The 17265-nt window shown below is 47.1% G+C and carries 16 protein-coding genes; 10 read left to right on the top strand and 6 right to left on the bottom strand.

Annotated elements, in window-relative coordinates; all coding sequences use genetic code 11:
- The first annotated feature begins 257 nt into the window (after window positions 1-257).
- The gene (locus tag KE626_RS24170) at window positions 258-1793 is read left to right on the top strand and encodes a sulfatase family protein (RefSeq protein ID WP_211975583.1); all 1536 of its coding nucleotides are present in this window, start codon (window positions 258-260) and stop codon (window positions 1791-1793) included.
- Between the two features lie 96 nt (window positions 1794-1889).
- On the opposite strand, the gene KE626_RS24165 is transcribed toward KE626_RS24170, so the two are convergent.
- Window positions 1890-2906: a DUF3500 domain-containing protein gene (locus tag KE626_RS24165; RefSeq protein ID WP_211975582.1), complete on the bottom strand. Its 1017-nt coding sequence runs from the start codon at window positions 2904-2906 to the stop codon at window positions 1890-1892.
- Between the two features lie 141 nt (window positions 2907-3047).
- On the opposite strand from KE626_RS24165, the gene KE626_RS24160 reads away from it, so the two are divergent.
- The 3 genes from KE626_RS24160 (at window position 3048) to KE626_RS24150 (ending at window position 7073) form a co-directional block, all read left to right on the top strand.
- Entirely contained in the window at window positions 3048-4514 is a 1467-nt protein-coding gene (locus KE626_RS24160) for a patatin-like phospholipase family protein (protein WP_211975581.1), read from the top strand.
- A gap of 9 nt (window positions 4515-4523) precedes the next feature.
- Entirely contained in the window at window positions 4524-5189 is a 666-nt protein-coding gene (locus tag KE626_RS24155) for a hypothetical protein (RefSeq protein ID WP_211975580.1), read from the top strand.
- Between the two features lie 315 nt (window positions 5190-5504).
- Window positions 5505-7073, top strand: a complete 1569-nt coding sequence (locus KE626_RS24150) for a serine hydrolase domain-containing protein (protein WP_211975625.1) — start codon at window positions 5505-5507, stop codon at window positions 7071-7073.
- Here KE626_RS24150 and KE626_RS24145 read toward each other — a convergent pair whose 3' ends face one another.
- Window positions 7074-7649 carry a hypothetical protein gene (locus KE626_RS24145; protein ID WP_211975579.1) on the bottom strand — a complete coding sequence of 192 codons (576 nt, stop codon included), beginning with the start codon at window positions 7647-7649 and terminating at the stop codon, window positions 7074-7076.
- Between the two features lie 94 nt (window positions 7650-7743).
- Window positions 7744-8880 (bottom strand): amidohydrolase family protein, encoded by a 1137-nt coding sequence (locus tag KE626_RS24140; protein WP_211975578.1) that lies wholly within the window; start codon window positions 8878-8880, stop codon window positions 7744-7746.
- Between the two features lie 355 nt (window positions 8881-9235).
- Here KE626_RS24140 and KE626_RS24135 point away from each other — a divergent pair, with 355 nt between their 5' ends.
- The 6 genes from KE626_RS24135 to KE626_RS24110 all read left to right on the top strand — a co-directional run bounded on the left by KE626_RS24135 (window position 9236) and on the right by KE626_RS24110 (window position 14868).
- Window positions 9236-9547: a DUF1905 domain-containing protein gene (locus KE626_RS24135; protein WP_211975577.1), complete on the top strand. Its 312-nt coding sequence runs from the start codon at window positions 9236-9238 to the stop codon at window positions 9545-9547.
- A 38-nt stretch (window positions 9548-9585) separates the two neighbouring features.
- The gene (locus KE626_RS24130; protein WP_211975576.1) at window positions 9586-10251 is read left to right on the top strand and encodes a hypothetical protein; all 666 of its coding nucleotides are present in this window, start codon (window positions 9586-9588) and stop codon (window positions 10249-10251) included.
- Window positions 10252-10312: 61 nt separating this feature from the next.
- Entirely contained in the window at window positions 10313-11104 is a 792-nt protein-coding gene (locus tag KE626_RS24125; RefSeq protein WP_211975575.1) for a helix-turn-helix transcriptional regulator, read from the top strand.
- An 81-nt stretch (window positions 11105-11185) separates the two neighbouring features.
- Window positions 11186-11743 (top strand): dihydrofolate reductase family protein, encoded by a 558-nt coding sequence (locus KE626_RS24120; protein WP_211975574.1) that lies wholly within the window; start codon window positions 11186-11188, stop codon window positions 11741-11743.
- A 490-nt stretch (window positions 11744-12233) separates the two neighbouring features.
- Window positions 12234-14243 (top strand): tetratricopeptide repeat-containing sensor histidine kinase, encoded by a 2010-nt coding sequence (locus KE626_RS24115; RefSeq protein WP_211975573.1) that lies wholly within the window; start codon window positions 12234-12236, stop codon window positions 14241-14243.
- On the top strand, window positions 14233-14868 hold the full coding sequence (locus KE626_RS24110) for a response regulator transcription factor (protein WP_211975572.1): 636 nt from the start codon (window positions 14233-14235) through the stop codon (window positions 14866-14868). The genes KE626_RS24115 and KE626_RS24110 overlap by 11 nt, the downstream gene beginning before the upstream one ends.
- Before the next feature lie 48 nt (window positions 14869-14916).
- Here KE626_RS24110 and KE626_RS24105 read toward each other — a convergent pair whose 3' ends face one another.
- The 3 genes from KE626_RS24105 to KE626_RS24095 all read right to left on the bottom strand — a co-directional run bounded on the left by KE626_RS24105 (window position 14917) and on the right by KE626_RS24095 (window position 17202).
- Window positions 14917-15402 (bottom strand): hypothetical protein, encoded by a 486-nt coding sequence (locus KE626_RS24105; protein ID WP_211975571.1) that lies wholly within the window; start codon window positions 15400-15402, stop codon window positions 14917-14919.
- The gene (locus KE626_RS24100; RefSeq protein ID WP_211975570.1) at window positions 15402-15782 is read right to left on the bottom strand and encodes a PH domain-containing protein; all 381 of its coding nucleotides are present in this window, start codon (window positions 15780-15782) and stop codon (window positions 15402-15404) included. The genes KE626_RS24105 and KE626_RS24100 overlap by 1 nt, the downstream gene beginning before the upstream one ends.
- Before the next feature lie 127 nt (window positions 15783-15909).
- A complete protein-coding gene (locus KE626_RS24095; RefSeq protein ID WP_211975569.1) occupies window positions 15910-17202 on the bottom strand; it encodes a hypothetical protein in 1293 nt (430 codons plus the stop codon).
- Window positions 17203-17265: the final 63 nt, after the last annotated feature.

Below are 17265 nucleotides of genomic sequence, written 5' to 3'. Positions count from 1 at the left end.
TAAGAGCGCTCCCTAATGGGGAGAACATAAGTGAACAAACAACTAAAACCAACACCCCCACCAGGTTTATGTTAATACATAAAAGCCGGGCTTCAGGCTGCCGGCAGTAGAAACTATTAATATTTGACAGTGGAAAAGCTAACTACGTATGATGAAAGGTACCAATGAAAAATGGCCGATCCTGCAAAGAGAAACCAACATCAATCCAAATCTGAAGTACCTTTTAACGCGACCATCCATCCGTAAATAATATCCTGATGATAAAAACATCCTTTATTAAAAAGATCAGTGGCAGTGTTTTATGCGGACTGCTCACCCTCACAGTTGCGGCGCAACAGAAGCCCAATATCATCATCATCTATGCCGATGATCTGGGCTATGGCGATGTAAGCTGTTATGGGATGAAAAAGATTAAGACCCCGCATATCGACCAGCTGGCTAAGCAGGGTGTTCGTTTCACCAACGCCTATGCCACGTCTGCTACGTGTACGCCTTCCCGTTTTGGCCTGCTTACAGGTAAATATCCATGGAGACAAAAAAACACCGGGATTGCCCCGGGAGATGCATCACTGATCATTCCTACTGATCACCGTACTATGCCAGGCATGCTGAAAGATGCCGGCTACCAAACCGCCGCCATCGGCAAATGGCACCTGGGCCTTGGTACCAAAGAAGGGATAGACTGGAATAAATCCATTCAACCCGGTCCCCTCGAAGTAGGCTTTACGTATTCATTTATTATGCCCGCTACCCTCGACAGGGTGCCTTGTGTGTTTGTAGAAGATCATCATGTAGTCAACCTTGATCCGAACGATCCTATAGAAGTCAACTATCAGCATAAAATAGGCACTGATCCTACCGGTAAGGAAAACCCTGAAAAACTGCGCATGCTGCCCGATCCGCAGCAGGGACATAACCAAACGATCGTAGACAGTATCAGCAGAATTGGCTGGATGACCGGCGGCAACAGCGCCCGCTGGAAAGACGCGGATATTGCAGGCATCATTACACAGAAAGCCATCGGGTTTATTGGCCGCAATAAACAGCAGCCTTTCTTCCTGTATTTCGCCAGCGGCGATATCCACGTGCCCCGCTACCCGCATAGCCAGTTCCGTGGCAAAAGCGGTATGGGACTACGTGGCGATGCTATTCTGCAACTCGACTGGACGGTAGGGCAAATCGTAAAAGCATTGGACAGCCTGGGGTTGACAAAAAACACCATGATTATTTTTTCCAGCGACAATGGTCCGGTGCTGAACGATGGCTATATGGACAAAGCTGCAGAACTGGTAGGTACGCATAAACCCGCAGGTCCCCTGCGTGGTGGTAAATACAGCGCTTTTGAAGCCGGCGCCCGCGTACCGTTTATCGTAAAATGGCCCGCTGGTGTAAAGGGCAACAATACTTCAAACACACTGATCGGACAAGTGGACCTCTTTGCCTCTTTTGCCCGTTTAACCAAACAATCGCTGCAAACGGATGAAGCACCCGACAGCTATGATATGCTCAGCCAGCTACTTGGTAAATCACGTAACAACCGTCCTTACCTGGTTACACACGCCGGCACATTGTCGCTGGTTTCCGGCGACTGGAAATATGTAACGCCTTCAAAGGGGCCGAAAATAGCACGTGATGTAAATATTGAATTGGGTAACGATGCCGCACCACAACTCTATCATCTGAGTGCAGATGTACACGAGGAAAAAAATGTGGCGGATCAATATCCTGAAAAAGTAAAAGCGCTGGCTGCTGAACTGGAAGCGATCACAAAGAAAGCGGAAAGCAGAAAGTAAAAAGCATAAAGCTATTGCAGCGAATGATTAATGCGGAGTGCCCGCTGAGATCATTCGCTGCAATAGCTTTATGCTTTTTACTTTACCCTTTCTGCTCTACCGATGCGCTGCTTTATAGTGTTCCAGCAACATATCTCCGCCAAAATCATTTTTCAGATCCCGCACCACGGTGTGAATATGATTGGCATTGTTCTGCGTATTGTCATATTCTATGATCAGCGTAGGCCCCTGGATACGGTAGTAGCAAGGTTTACCCAGGGCGTGTTCGGTGCTGCCTGCCCAGGTAAACCATAGGCTGTCCATGCCTGCTTTCTGAATGTCTTTGAGCATATTATCCGCAAACAATTTTGTAAACCGGTGTACATACAGGCTGATGAGTGCCAACAGTTGCTGCTGGTGTGCCGGACTCAATTCGCTATACCGGATACCGGCAGGATGGGCTATCATGGCTTGTCTGCTTGCGCCGGTAATAATTTCTGCCGGGGCGCTGGCAGCGATGAGTGTTTTTTGCAGTTCTTCCGGAGATAATGACCGCAACAGGTCAAACGCCTGCTCCGTTTCTGCTTTCAGCACCTGCTTATCTTTCAGGGGGCCTTCCAGCACAATGGCGGGATTGGCGCCGAGGAAACCTGGCGTGCCGGCCACCAGTTCATTTTTATCTGCCGAAAAATTAAATGCCACATGATGGCCTTCAAAGCGCCAGCCCCAGATAGTATGCGCGGATGGCACCCCGAAAATGGTGACGAAATATTTACCCGGATCCCGGTAATGATCGTTATCCTGCCGGTGTTCCAGTTCTTTCAGCACAAGATCCAGCTGCATAATATCATTCACTTTTTTTACTGTTTCCCCGCTCAGCGTAGTTGTCAGCAATGCAAAAAGCGCTTTGCGCTGCACGTCGCTGAGTTCATTTACAGAAATACCTTTACGGTCGTCGCGGGGTACATAGGAAAAATGATAACGCTCTCCGGTGTCGAAGGGATACAGGGTTTGGGCCTGTTGTTCTTTAGTGAGCAACTGAATAAACCGGTTGGCCTTACCCGCCATATCCTGGGCGCTGGCGGACAACAGGAGAAAAATGCCAAAGACAAATAACAAAAGAGACCGGTGCATATACTGGCTGTTTATATAACGTGGAAATAAAATACCCCTCAATATAAAGGTTAAACCGGGAATCTGCAACCTTGGCGGCGGCTATCTGAAAAAATCAAAAAAAAGAGTAATTTAGAAGCGTACCCCTTATAAAAGCATCTTATGTCCCCTAAAAACACCACTGCCAAATCCAGGCTGTCTATCAGCGATTTTATCAATGACAGCAGGGTAATAAAAGATCTCGGGAATTTAAAAAAGACTTTTGACACGGCCCAAGGCGGCAGGCCGCTGGTAGTATCGGACGTGCTGGATACCGAGGGGCATCAATATGTAAACCTAGTGCAAAAAGGCGGTGGGGTATTCGGGATTGCGTTGGTGGGCTATACTTATGTGCTGGAAGAAATGGGCATCCGTTTTTTGCGGCTGGCTGGTACCAGCGCGGGAGCTATCAACACGGCGCTGATTACCGTCATCAAAAATAAACAGGACAAAAAATCGGCAGAAGTACTGCAGGCGATCTGCGACCTTGATTTCTTTTCGCTGGTGGACGGCCACCCGGCTGCCCGCTGGCTGATCCGGAAATTTATTACCAAAAAGAATTTTGTAGGCAAAGTCAAAAACTGGGTTCTCTTCCTGTTAGGCTTTTTTGTGCTGCTGATCATTGGCGATGTGGCGCTGATGGGGTTGCGCGCTAAATTCCCGGCGCTTTCGGCATGGGCAGGCGCCTGTTTTATACTCAGCGGCTTCTGGTCGTTATTGATCGGTATGGGCGTTTCCTACGTGTTTAACCTGCTGAAGCGGCTGAAGACTTCCGGATTTGGCATCAACCCCGGTGATGTATTTTACGACTGGGTTAAAAAACTGCTGCTGGACAACAACGTGGCTACCGTAAGCGATCTGAACAAAAAAGCGCAGACCTGTCCCCCGCTGAAACTGAGAGTACATAATGAATGTGGCATCGACGATTTGAAAGGGGATGTTACCTTTATTGCCTCCGAGCTGGTTACACAAAATAAGATACAGTTTCCGGCTATGTGTCATCTTTTTAGTACGGACGCTGACACAATGCCGCCTGCCGGATTTATCCGCGCATCGATGTCGATCCCCGTTTTTTTTGAGTCGTATATGATCAATGATATTCCGTATAGCGACAACCGCATCATTACCGCCTGGAACAGTTTCTTTCATAACACCGCTCCTCCTTCCACCGCGCGGTTTGTGGATGGCGGCATTTTATCGAATTTCCCGATCAGCATTTTTTACAATGCCAGTATTCCTATTCCGCGGCTTCCTTCGTTTGGTATTGACCTCGACGATGCCGGCCCCGGCGATAAAGGAGAAAACGCGTTTAACTGGTCGCTCACCGGTTACCTGGGCCGCATGTTTAATACCATCCGCAATTATTATGATAAAGACTTCCTGTTAAAAAATGAAGTGTACCAGAAAGGCGTTGGGAAAGTAGACCTGTCGGATGATAAATACAACTGGTTAAATTTCTTCCTGTCGGACCAGGACAAAATAGACATGTTTGCAAAGGGCGCACAGGCCGCCTGTGAATTCCTCCAAACTTTCGACTGGGACACGTACAAATCCAACAGGACCGCCCTGCAAAAGCAACTCACCAAATAACGATCGAACATGGACACACTTATTCACGATGCCTGGAGCTGGTTATGCCTGTCGATGGGCGTGATGCTGCTCACTACATTTATCATGAGGCGGCAAAGCCGGCAGTTTTTTACCATGGATGTGGTGATACGTAAATTCAGTATACTGGACCTGGAATTTCCCGGTTCCCCAAAGGAAATACCGGACATCATCAAAGGCGTATATGCGTTACCGGCAGCGCAGCAAAAAAGAACCTTATCAGCTTTACGCGGGCAGCTGTGGGTAGATTTCCTCTTTATGCCGGCGGCTTATGGTAGTATATTCCTGGTATGTATAAAAGTGGCGGAGAAGATGAACCCGGCGGGTACTTCTTTATTTACCTGGCTGGCCTGGCTGCAATTATTGCCCTGGCTATGCGATATCATAGAAAATATTTACCTGCTGCGCAAAACATATCCAGCTGTTCCACCATCATCCCAAGCGGTACATAAAGCCTACCAGTGGCTTGAAATCGTCAAGTGGGGTATTTCGCAGGTGGGTATGGTTTGCGGTTTATCGGCTTTATTATTCTTCTGGTTATCCGGCGATTTTGAGGTGGCTTCGCTGCATTACCTGCTGATTATAGTGGGAGAAACAGCTGTATTCATAGCGCTGCAATTTATACCGCAGCCCGGGAAGGAACCGCTTCCGGTTTGAGAATAATCACCGGTTTCCGGGATGATGTATTATGCGCTGTTAAAAATGAAACGAGACCGTTTTACAACGGCCTCGTTTTTCACTCGTGTGACAATTGAGGGCTATTTTGGGGCTATGAAATCGGTTACCGGATGGAAAGAGGAGCTATTCACCTTTTGCCTGGCTATAGCCGGCAATCCGCTACTAAGGCAACAGACTGGTAAAAAAGGGTGAAGGCCATCCGCCTTTTCCTTAAACGGGTGCTTTTATTACTCCGTGATAAAGGATATATTTACCTGTACATTGTTATTATCCACGTAAACACGCCTCACCCACATGCAAACCAGTCGCAGACATTTTATAAAAACCGCTGGCGCAGGGCTGGCCGGAATAGGCTTACTTCCTGTGCTCCGTCCATTCCAACAGCTTTCCGGCAGTTTGATCAGCACCCGGTTTCCCCGTGCCCTGCCGGAGTCGCTGGGTATTTCATCCGAAGGTATCCTGGCGTTTATTAATGCCGCCAATGCTTCGGGTATCAGCTGGCATAGCTTTATGCTGCTCCGGCATGGCCGGGTGGTGGCAGAAGGATGGTGGCAGCCATTCGCCGCCGACTATGTACATTCTCTTTACTCATTGTCAAAAAGCTTTACCAGTACCGCCATTGGTATGCTCGTAAAAGAAGGGAAACTGGATATCCATCAAAAGGTAATATCCTTTTTCCCCAAAGACCTGCCGGAACAGCCTTCCGCCAACCTGCAGCAAATGACCGTAAAGCATCTGCTGACCATGAACACGGGCCACGGCACAGATACCCTGCCGTTTTTATGGCAGGCCAAAGGCCCATGGACACAGGCTTTCCTGGCGCAACCCGTGGCATTTGAACCCGGGACCCATTTTCTGTATAACACCGGCGCCACCTATATGCTCGGGGCTATCCTATATGCCATCACCGGGCAAACCCTGCAGGAATACCTGGCGCCAAGACTATTCGAACCCCTGGGGATGACCGGGTACGATTGGGAAAAATCACCCCAGGGACTAAACGTAGCCGGCTACGGCCTGCGCGTAAAAACGGAGGACATTGCCAAACTGGGACAACTCTACCTGCAGGAAGGACAGTGGAACGGAAAGGAATTGCTCACCAAAAGTTGGGTGAAAGAGGCTACCGGTTATCAAACCTCCTCTCAGCAAGGCAATGGCGACTGGGCCCAGGGATACGGTTACCAGTTCTGGCAATGCCGGCATGGCGCCTTCCGGGGAGATGGCGCCTACGGCCAGTACTGCATTGTGATTCCCGGCAAAGATGTGGTGCTCGCAGTTACCAGTCAAACGCCCGATATGCAGCGTTCGCTCGATATCATGTGGGAACATTTGCTGCCCGCCATCCACGACAACCCGCTGCCCGATAATCCGTCGCAACAGGCAACACTGCAAAAAGCACTGGAACGTTTAGTCCTGCCCGTAGTAACGGGGGCTAAAAGCGTTCCGCTTATCTCCCGTTATCAAAACAAAAACTGGGTACCGGATAACAATGACTTTAATGTTACCAGCATGCAATTTAATTTTTCCGATAAAGGTTGCACCTGGACTGCCAAAATAGCTACGGGCGTTACTACACTACGTTGTGGCTGGGAAAAATGGGTAATGAACAAAGACAGGCAGCTATATAGTTTCCCCGAAGCCGGCAACAATCATGCACCCACGCAGGTGGCGGGTACCGCTACCTGGGTTAACGATCACACGTTACAATTGAACCTGCGTTTTGTGGAAACATTCCATGGCGATAAGATCCGCTGTACATTTGAAGGAGATAAGTTATCTGTTACTTTTTTAGACAGCATCACGGAAATGAATCCAACTGGAACGGATAAACGAAAACCGCTGACTGCGGTGATGCAGGGATAACTATTGTATATTTTTCCGGACGGGCGGCAGATTTTTTTTGATCGTATCTGCCGTCCGTATAAGATCGTATAATTGCTGGGCTACACTTAATACGCCCTGCTCGTTTTCAACGTATACTTTATTCCTCGCGGTAAAAGCCTGCTGCCGGTCGTTGACCCATTTAATCATCTTTCCATGATGGAAATAGGACCTGTCGGCAGTAATAGTAGTAAGCTTACTGTTAAACGAAGAATCATAAAACGGAACATTGTATTTATACTGCTCGGCAATGATAAAAAACGGCTGGTCTTTATCATAGTAAATAGCTGTTGTAGACTTCCCTCCTTCTGCATACAGCACTTCCTCTATGAGCCGGATGCTGTCTTTTAAGAAATAACCGATGATCTCCCCGCCTTCCGAATACTGCTCCTCCGGCGAGGTGTATACCTTGCGGTAAGTTTGCCGGCCGGCATTTATTTCCCTGTATTTAACATGGATATTTTTTAGCACATCTGCTGAATGCTGCTGCGAAAAAGCGGTGTAATGCAGCAGCAACGCTGCTGACAGCAAGTAGTATAATTTTATCCTGTTTTTCATAACCGAGGTGTATTGTTGCCGGTAATAAAAATAATAAAGTTTTTTTTGGGGAGATGATATTTCGTTGTTTGATATTATTGCGGCGATCTCCGGGTCAATCCTGCCGGACTACTTTTCCTTCTTTCATCACAAAACTAACACGCTTTAATGTTTCAATGCTATCCAGTGGATTTTGTTGTACCGCAATCATATCCGCGAAGAAGCCGGGTTCAATAACGCCTCTTTCCTTTTCCACGCCCAGCAACTGCGCGGCGTAAATAGTCATGCACTGCAGGGTATAGCTGTTGGGTATTTGTGCATCTTTCCATGTTTGCAGGATCTCCAATATACTTTGCGCCCTGTTTTTTCCGGGGATATCGATAATGATATCGGAGCCAAAAGCCATGGGGGTACCGATCCTGTAGGCCCGTTTGAGCCTGTCAATGTTCAGATGGTAATATTTCAGCGCTGTAGCAGTATCTACGCCATAAGTAAGACTATTACTGACTGCCAGATCCGTTCCCACCAGGAAAGTACCTTTTGATTTCATGAGCCGCAGCTGTTCATCTGTTAGGTATACGCCATGCTCCACAGCGGCGGCGCCACCCAGGATGATATTGTCGGCCGCCTCCCCGCCCATTACATGCGCCGTTACTTTCAGACCGGCACTGCGTGCCTCATTAACGGCGGCCTGTACTTCCTGCAAACTGTAGTGATAAGCATAGGAATCTGCAGCCAGCTTTATGACATTGGCGCCGTAGTAAATATTTTTTCTGACTGCTTTCCTTATTTCATCGGGACTATTAGCATCTAAATATTCGTCGTCCCATAAATGTTCGTGTTCAATGTTGGTAGCGGTTTGCCCGCCATAAGGACTGATGATTTTCCCTGCATAAAAAATAGTTGGTCCCTGTATCCATCCTTTCCTGATGGCTTTAATCACATCTGCAGATGCATAGTTTCCGTCGTTTCCAATTTCCTTGATGGTAGTAAAGCCATTGGTCAACATCACCTGGGCGTTATAGGCGCCACGCAGGGCGCGCAGTGCCGTGCTTTCCGTAGTATACATTTGTTCGATAGACATTTTTTTATAGGGAAATCCGACTGTGAGGTGAACATGGCAGTCCATCAGCCCGGGGAGTATCCATGCGTCCGGCATGTCAATCAACTTGTCTTCCGGCGAATAGGGTATATCCCGGCCTATTTGCCGGATCTTACCTTCCCTGATAAGAATCATCTGCTTTTCGAGCATCTTTCCTGTACGGCTGTTAAAAACATACCCTGCCCTGATAACGGTTGCCTGGGCACAAAGCCTCCCCGGGAACAATAAACAAACGAAAAGAATGAATAGGACAGGATTTATTACCTTGGATTTCGCGGTTTCTGAAACATGGATATGGAGTGTATGCATCAGCGTTATACTTTAGCGGGAAGATGCAGGATCACTGTTTTTCCATAAACAGGTGACCGGCTCCATTTTGTCGCAATTGACCCGTAAAAGTGCGTGTTTGCCCCTCCCTGGTTTTCCTGATCAGGCATACCTTTGGAATGAAACAGCTGTTGGCAGCAACAGTTCCCAATCATTTCCAATCCTAAAACGCAATGTTATGACCCGTTCCATCACTTCCGGCAAAGCAGCGCCTGCAAAAGGGCTGTTAAACAAACAGTTCACCACCACCTTGCTGAAAAGCCCGAATAAAGGGGGCTGGACTTATGTCATGTGGCCTGAGTCCGCGGCATTTTTTGGTACACGCGGACTGGTAAAAGTACGGGCAACCGTAGATGGTCACCCGTTTGAAAGTTCCTTTATGGCGCTGGGCGACGGCACGCATAAGCTGCCCATCAAATCAGACCTGCGCAAGCTGATCGGTAAAGAAGCAAACGATACCGTTACTATTCGGCTGGAGGAGCGGTTATAACGATACCAGTATGCGCCAAATTGTTTTAATTTGTTGTCATGAACCATTCCCCGAAAACGATGTACACCCGGTGGTTGTTGTTACTCCTGTTTTGTTTGCCAGCCGCCGCCCGCGCACAAAACAATATGGGTTCCTATCGGCCGCTCTTTCAAACTAACCCGTATCTTAAGCAATGGGCTGCTACTATTGCCGGTTTCCGGCTGTCTGCATTTAAATATTCCGGCACCGTTGATTTTGAAAACATGCTGATAAATGATAGTCTCCCGCAGCCTGATAATTCTTTTAACCAAACCTTTGGGAAGCTGCTGAGCTATTCACCCAACAAAAAGAAATACCTGGACTTTTACAGCGGGCAACTGGTTTTTGACACGTTGCTGTCCAACGGAAAAAAAATCATCACTGTATCGGCCGACATAGACCAGTACCTTTTTCTTGGCGACTACACTGCCCGGAAAGTTTCCCGCATTCTATTCATGGGCGCCACCAATGCCCTGGAAGAAGCAATATGGATAAGCGATCATGATTTTATACTGACAGGTACTACCAGGAACGATCATGATTTTTCGCCCTTTATGTATATAGGTGATGTTGAAAAACGGCAACTGCGTCGTTATCTCCCGGATAATAAAAATATAAAACGTGATACGTTGTACAGATCACCCCGGTGGAAAAATATCAGGGGGCTGAATGTGAGGGATTTGTAGTACCAACATTATCACCCGTTCTTTACCCGCATTTCCGTAAATTAGCTTATCAACAAGCGCCATGAACATACAATTTATCCTTCCTGATCCCGCAGTAGCAAGCTATGTGAGCAGCATAGTGGTGATGGAGAATAATAATATTTTCCGGCAGGCAGTGCTACCGCTTATTGCCAGGGGCTATCCCAGTATTACCTTTCAGCTTACCGATCCCCGGCTCATCACGGATCCGGCTAACAAACCGGATACGCTGGTATTGTACGGACAAAATATAAAGCCGATAGAATTATATGTAGCGGGGCATGTCAGCATCATCGCCTATTTCCTGTATCCGCATGTTTTAAAAACCCTCTTCGGACCGGATGCCAGGGAGCTCACAGATATCAGCATGGATATAAGCCTGACAGAACCAGCCAGGGGTATGAGTCTTAAGGAACAGTTGGTGAATGCCACTTCGCTTGCGCAACGGTTACAACTTCTCAACAGTTATATATTAAAGCTGGCAGCGCCCAGGAAAAAATATACCAGCGAAGCTATTGCTTTTGCCACCCGTATTATACAACACAAGGGCGGATTGGCTTCTCTGCCGGCAATCCAGAAGGAATTATGCGTAACCGAACGTACCTTGCAACGGCTTTTTGAATCGCATGTAGGGGTTTCTCCCAAAACTTTCAGCCGGATATGCCAGTTCCATTCGGCACTGCAACAGCTCAGCCGGAACAATTTTTCCGGGATGATTGACGTCGCCTATACCAATGGCTATGCCGATCAAAGTCACCTTATACGTGCATTTAAAGAATTTACGAAATACTCCCCGCTCGAATACCAGAAAGCAGCTGCTGATTTCCCCGGTTAACCCGTTTCGCTAAAATTGTCGGGTTTGTTCTATCAATTGGCTGACGGCCGTCGTTACTTTGTATCATAAAAAAACAAGTATATGAGAAAGATAATCGTTTCTACCTGGTTAACGCTGGACGGCGTATTTGATGCTGAATCAATGGGACAATGGTTTGCTCCTTACGACAGCGAAGACAGAAGAAATTACATCCGCGATGGTATCCTGGATTCCGGCGCATTTATTTTTGGACGTAAAACCTATGAAATGCTGGCGCCTTACTGGTCGTCGCTGAAGAACAATGAAATGGGCGTTGCGGATCAGCTGAATAACTCGCCTAAGTATGTTGTTTCTACCACATTGCAGAAAGCGGACTGGCACAACTCCACTATCATTAACAGCCAGGTGGCGGATGAAATTGCAAGGCTCAAAGAAACACCGGGCAAGGACATCCAGGTAGAAGGCAGCGCCGACCTCATCAAATCGCTGGCGGCAGCTAACCTGATCGATGAATACCGCTTCCTGGTGCATCCTGTTATTATGGGGAGCGGTAAACGTTTTTTCCAGGATAGTGAGCATATGGCAGGGTTACAACTGGTTAAAACACAAACGCTGGATAAAGGGGTTATGCTGTTATGCTATCAGCCCGCAAAGTCATAAAAAGAGAAAACCAGTGATGGTACCGCATCCTCAGTACCTCACTGGTTTTTTATTCAGAGTTCCCCAAATACTATATTTGCGTGTCTTCCTCTTTCACACTATTGACTGTTAAAAATAGTGTTGTGCAATAGCAGCCATGGCCGCACCGGAAGAAGTGCCTTCTTTTTTCAATACATCATCTACATAAATCTGCACCTTAAGTGTAGACCCGGCGGCGCCGCTGGCTACCCACCAGCAACGCTGGTAGCAAAAGCTTTTTTTAATAATTTCATGTTTTGATATTGATAGTATGCCTACTCTCTTTCACTAACAGTTTTCGGCTTCCCTGTTTCCCGGAATATATTACGGTTAACATTCAACAGTATTGATGCAAAAATAAATTGAGCTACATTGCCGGACAATACCCGGATACCGGTGTTTACATCTCCCTGTTTTCAGGTATTTTAGAGCAGGAATATATTGTGTCCGCAATTGTTATTATTTTGCCTTTATGAGAAAATTGTTTTCCCTTTTATTGCTGCTGTCAGTAACCCTATGGTGCCAGGGCCAGGCGCCGGCAACACCGCGCGAACGCAAACTGGTGGACAGCCTGGAACATCTGCTTGGTACAGCTGCATCTGACAGTGCCCGGGGCAGGGCCAATTTCTCGCTGTCTGAATACTGGGCGCCGAAAGATACCCTCAAAGCAATGAAGTACCTGGAAGCGGGCATGCAGGAAAGTAAAAAGACTCCCTACTTACAGGCAATATATCATTATTACAACGGTTACCTGCTCGATATCAGGAAGTCGGACAAAAGCCAGGAAAGTTTTATGCTGGCAGATACCCTGCTCAGTAAATACAAGACCAAAGAGGCTTTCCTGTTCCGCGCCAAAGCCTGGTACGGTTACGGCAGAATAGCGCAGCGAAAAGACGACTACAAAGCATTTGCGGATATTATACTGAACAAATCCATTCCCTTGGCAGAAGCCTCCGGCAACAAAACGTTGGTGGGAAAAAATTACCTCGGTCTCTGTATCGTATTTAAAAATGCCGGCCAGTACGACAAAGCCGAAACCTACTGTCTGAAAGCCATTGAAACATTAAAGGCCTCCAGCAACCCTTTACCGGAACTGATCGATGCCTATCATACCATTGCAGAAACCTATTCCCTCTCCGGGAAGAACCCGAAAGCCAAAGCCGCGCTGGATAGCGTACGGCCCATACTGGCAGCCTACTCCGATTCAACGTACTACCTGGACTATTATGCAGCCGAAGGGATGTACTATACCGTGGAAGGACAAACGGTACCCGGACAGTATAAAAATGCGCTGGCCAGCCTGGAGAAAGGCGTTACTCTCGCCAAAAAACTGGGCCTGCACTATGAAGAGCTACGTTTGCTGATGCAAAAATTCTATGCCTACTACAACGATAAAAACTATGTGCAGGCCAAAGAAGTGCTCAACTACCTGCTCACGCAGGAGATGATGATAACATTAACATCTAACCGCATACAGCTGTATTATGGCATGGCGGCTACCTACGAAGGCCTGAAGCAATGGGCGCCTGCCTATGAATGGATGAAACGCTACAGCGAGTTAAGCGACAGCCTGTCGCAAACCCAGTTGAAAAATGATGTACACGCCCTTGAAATAAAATACCGGGACGCAGAAAAACAAAAAGAGATCAATGCCCTGAAAGCCCAGCGCGTACAGGAAGCCCTGGCCGCCAAAAATGCCAGGCTGGTTACCTGGCTGCTGGGATCAGCCAGCCTTTTTTTACTGATCGTTCTGGTGTTTGCCCTCATCATCTATAATGATAAGAAAAAATTGCTGGCGCAAAAAGAACTGAGCTATCAGCAACACCTGAACGAAATGGCACAGCAGCAACAACTCCAGTTCAGCCAGGCCGTATTACAGGGAGAAGAGCAGGAACGCCGCCGGCTCGCCCGTGACCTGCACGATGGTCTTGGTGGCATGCTGGCAGGCGCTAAAATCAATTTATCCGCGCAAATCGAAGATACCTACTCCCAGGATCAACGCAACGAACTGGAAAAAATAACCCTGCAACTGGATCATTCAGTCACCGAACTACGCCGTATTGCACATAATATGATGCCGGTAAACCTGCTTAAATTCGGCTTAAAAACCGCCCTGAAAGACCTGTGCGAGTCGCTGATGAGCGATACCACCCACATTAGTTTCCAGGCCCTGAATATAGCTGATACCCTGCGGGAAGAAGTACAGATCCATATTTACCGCATTGTCCAGGAACTGCTGTCCAATGCCGTTAAACATGCGCAGGCTACCAACATTATATTACAATGCAGCCAGGACGGCAGCCTGTTTTTTATTACCCAGGAAGATAACGGCAAAGGCTTCGACACACAAGCCACCGAGCAGGTAAAAGGTATCGGCTTAAGTAATATTAAAAACAGGGTTGGATTTCTGAAAGGAAAAATTGATATTGACTCGGTTCCCAATGAAGGAACTACCATAAATATAGAGCTACATGTTGACTAAACGAACCACACTCGCGATTGTAGACGACCATCCTATTGTACTGGAAGGCCTGCAGAAACTACTGGCAAATGTGAAGGAAATAGAGATCACGGGTTGTTTTACCACCGGGTCGGCTTTTATTTCTTTCCTGAAAGAAAATAAGGTAGACGTGCTTTTACTCGATATCACCCTCCCGGATGTAAATGGTATTGAACTGTGTAAGGAAGTCAAGGAGATGTCGCCCGCCACGCATGTACTGGCACTCAGTAATCACTCCGAGCGCAGCATGATCTTACAAATGATCCAGCATGGCGCCACCGGCTACCTGCTGAAAAATATTTCTTCGGAAGAATTAATAGCCTGTATACAGGAAGCCCTCAACGGGTTAGTCACTTTCAGCAAGGCCGCCCGGGAAATTATGGCCCGCCCCTCTGTAAGCGAATTAAAAGGTGCCCCCCAGCTCACCAAAAGGGAAAAGGAAATACTGCACCTGATCGCCGACGGCAAAACCACACCTGATATCGCGCAACAGCTTAACTTAAGTCCGCTGACCATTGAAACGCATCGCAAAAATCTGATACAAAAATTTCAGGCAAAAAATGTAGCGTCGCTGATCAAACTGGCCACTCAGCAGGGATTGGTGTAGACGACAAATTTTTAGGACAAAATGAGGCACCCTCATTTTGTCCTACGTTTATATTCCTTTGCGGGATAAAGCCTTTGTTTCCCAATCCTTCCTTATTCTCAACAACATCAAGAGAAAAAAAAGATCCAGTAATAAAAAAACAATATTCATTATCAGCACCAACGCTACCACACCCGACAAATTCATCTGCACCATAGAATAACCACTAAGCAGAATGGTAGCAACTGTTGGCAGTATAGCAAACCGGACTGCCCATTTTTTTTCGAGCAGAAGAAAAAGGGCTGCCAGAAAATGGGCTATACTCAAACAAATACCCGCGGCCCCTAAAGTCAATTCAACCCAATCAACAGCAGTCAGATTGGGAAACGAACTATATTTATAATGTGCCCAACCGCGAGCAGCCAATGAGACCGGAGTGATAATCAATAAAAACCATACATACATGCGTAATGCCACCGGCATCAACTGCCGGCGACGTATCCAGGTTTCCCGGATAAATTCCTTGTCAAAAATCGATGTATCGTCTGCTTCCATTAACCCAACACATAAAATGCCAGCACCTTCTGCACTTCATACACGTTCACCGATTTAGTGAACTGCTTAACAATACTCGGCTGCTGCTCACCGGAGATCCAGATCTTCAGCTCCGCATCCAAATCAAAAGTGCCCGCCGTTTCCACACTGAACCGGGAAATACTTTTATAGGTAATACTCCTGTATTCTGTTTTGCTGCCGGTGATGCCTTGCTTGTCGATCAGGATGAGGCGCTTGTTCGTGAAAATAAACGTATCCCGGATCAGTTTAAACCCAAGTTCTATTGTTTCTGATGCAATCAGCAACTTACTATAATCCTTCATCAGCTGCTCCTGGCTCACCTCACCTGCATTTCCCAGCAGTCCCGAAAAAAATCCCATAATTTTCTTATTAAAAAAATATGCCGCCCCGGGGCGTGCAAAATGGTTAGAAATTAAAATACTACGACGGCAAAGCTATGAAATATGCTCATTTTAACTACTATGAAATAACCTGAATTTATCGAGCCTATTCCAGTAGTAATTTGATTTCATTATTCCGTCGCATATCCGTGCTCAGGTTAAATGTCCGGGTTTTCCGGCCGTAGCGGATACGCAGTTCAGCGGTATTTGGCGGTATAGCGCCAAGATTGTCGGCGGTGAACAACAGGATATTTTCTCCGGGCTGTAAATGGATACGGATCTCCTGCACAACGGTTTTAACAGGAAAGCCCCTCGCTACCCATTGCCCGTTTAAAGACAACGAGATGCTGTCGCCATCCTGCACCTTTGTGTCGCGCAACTCCAATACAATATCTGCGGTATTTACGGGAATAGTGGCTACCGGCACAGTTTCCCTTTTGATCACGTTGCTGGTCATCGTGTCGCTGGCATTTGTCACATTATGGGATATTGTGTCCCTTCCGGTTGCGGGCGCATGATAGATATCGGCTACCAGGAAAGTAGCATAGGCATTGGCCCTTTCACTAAAATCAAAATCATGCACCTTACCGTCGATAGTAGTCCGCAAAAGACCCGTATTAGGCGGCAACCCGCCATAGTTATCCGCAAAAAAGATAAAGATGTTTTTACCGGTATCCAGGCGCTCGCTGAAACTGCGGTTATGATCATTGATCTGCTCCCTGGTAAAAATGGCCTTTTTATTATGCAGTAAGGTCACCGTATCCTTATCGTACTGGTCCTGGTCTGCAATGTTCATCGCCAGCAGACTGTCTTTCGACACAATACTGTGATAAATACCAAAATACACCTTGTTCTTTTCGGGGTAAAGTATCCGCTGCACGCTGGAATCGGCCAGTGGCGCGTTTCCTGTTTTGGTCAGCGTCATATTTTTCCGGTACAGAAAATCGCGCAACTCTACTTTTGAACTCACAAATATTTCATCTTCACTATACAGTCCATGCATCCAGATATCGAACTTATCTATCCACATGCGATGCAGGGATATTTTCCCATCCTGGTAGTCCAGCGTGCCATTGAGATACCACATCCAGATACCCAGCTTGTAGGGTGTTTCCTGCAAGGGATATTTATTACGGCCAATACCCAGCTGTCCATCTGTTTTCCTGGCCAGCAACAATTCGTACCGGCCAGTGAACGCCCCATATTTCAGCAGGATGGTAGCCGGGTATAACATTCCCTGTAACGGCTCGCCAATATTCAGTTCCATGGTGATAGTGCTGCCGGCGGCATAGGGTTTGGCGGTGGTGCGCCATACACCGGTCCATTTATCTGCTTGAGCGGTTAATACGTTAGTGCTGCAGGTTAACAGGGCAAACAATATGAGTAATTTACATTTCACGACGTAAAGATGATGGTTAATATCACACAATTTAAATCATTACATTTGATTTGTAATACCTGA

The sequence above is a fragment of the Chitinophaga hostae genome (assembly GCF_018224885.1).
GTDB lineage: Bacteria > Bacteroidota > Bacteroidia > Chitinophagales > Chitinophagaceae > Chitinophaga > Chitinophaga hostae.
Note: the sequence above shows the minus strand (reverse complement) of the source record. Positions and strands in the feature narration are given on the sequence as shown.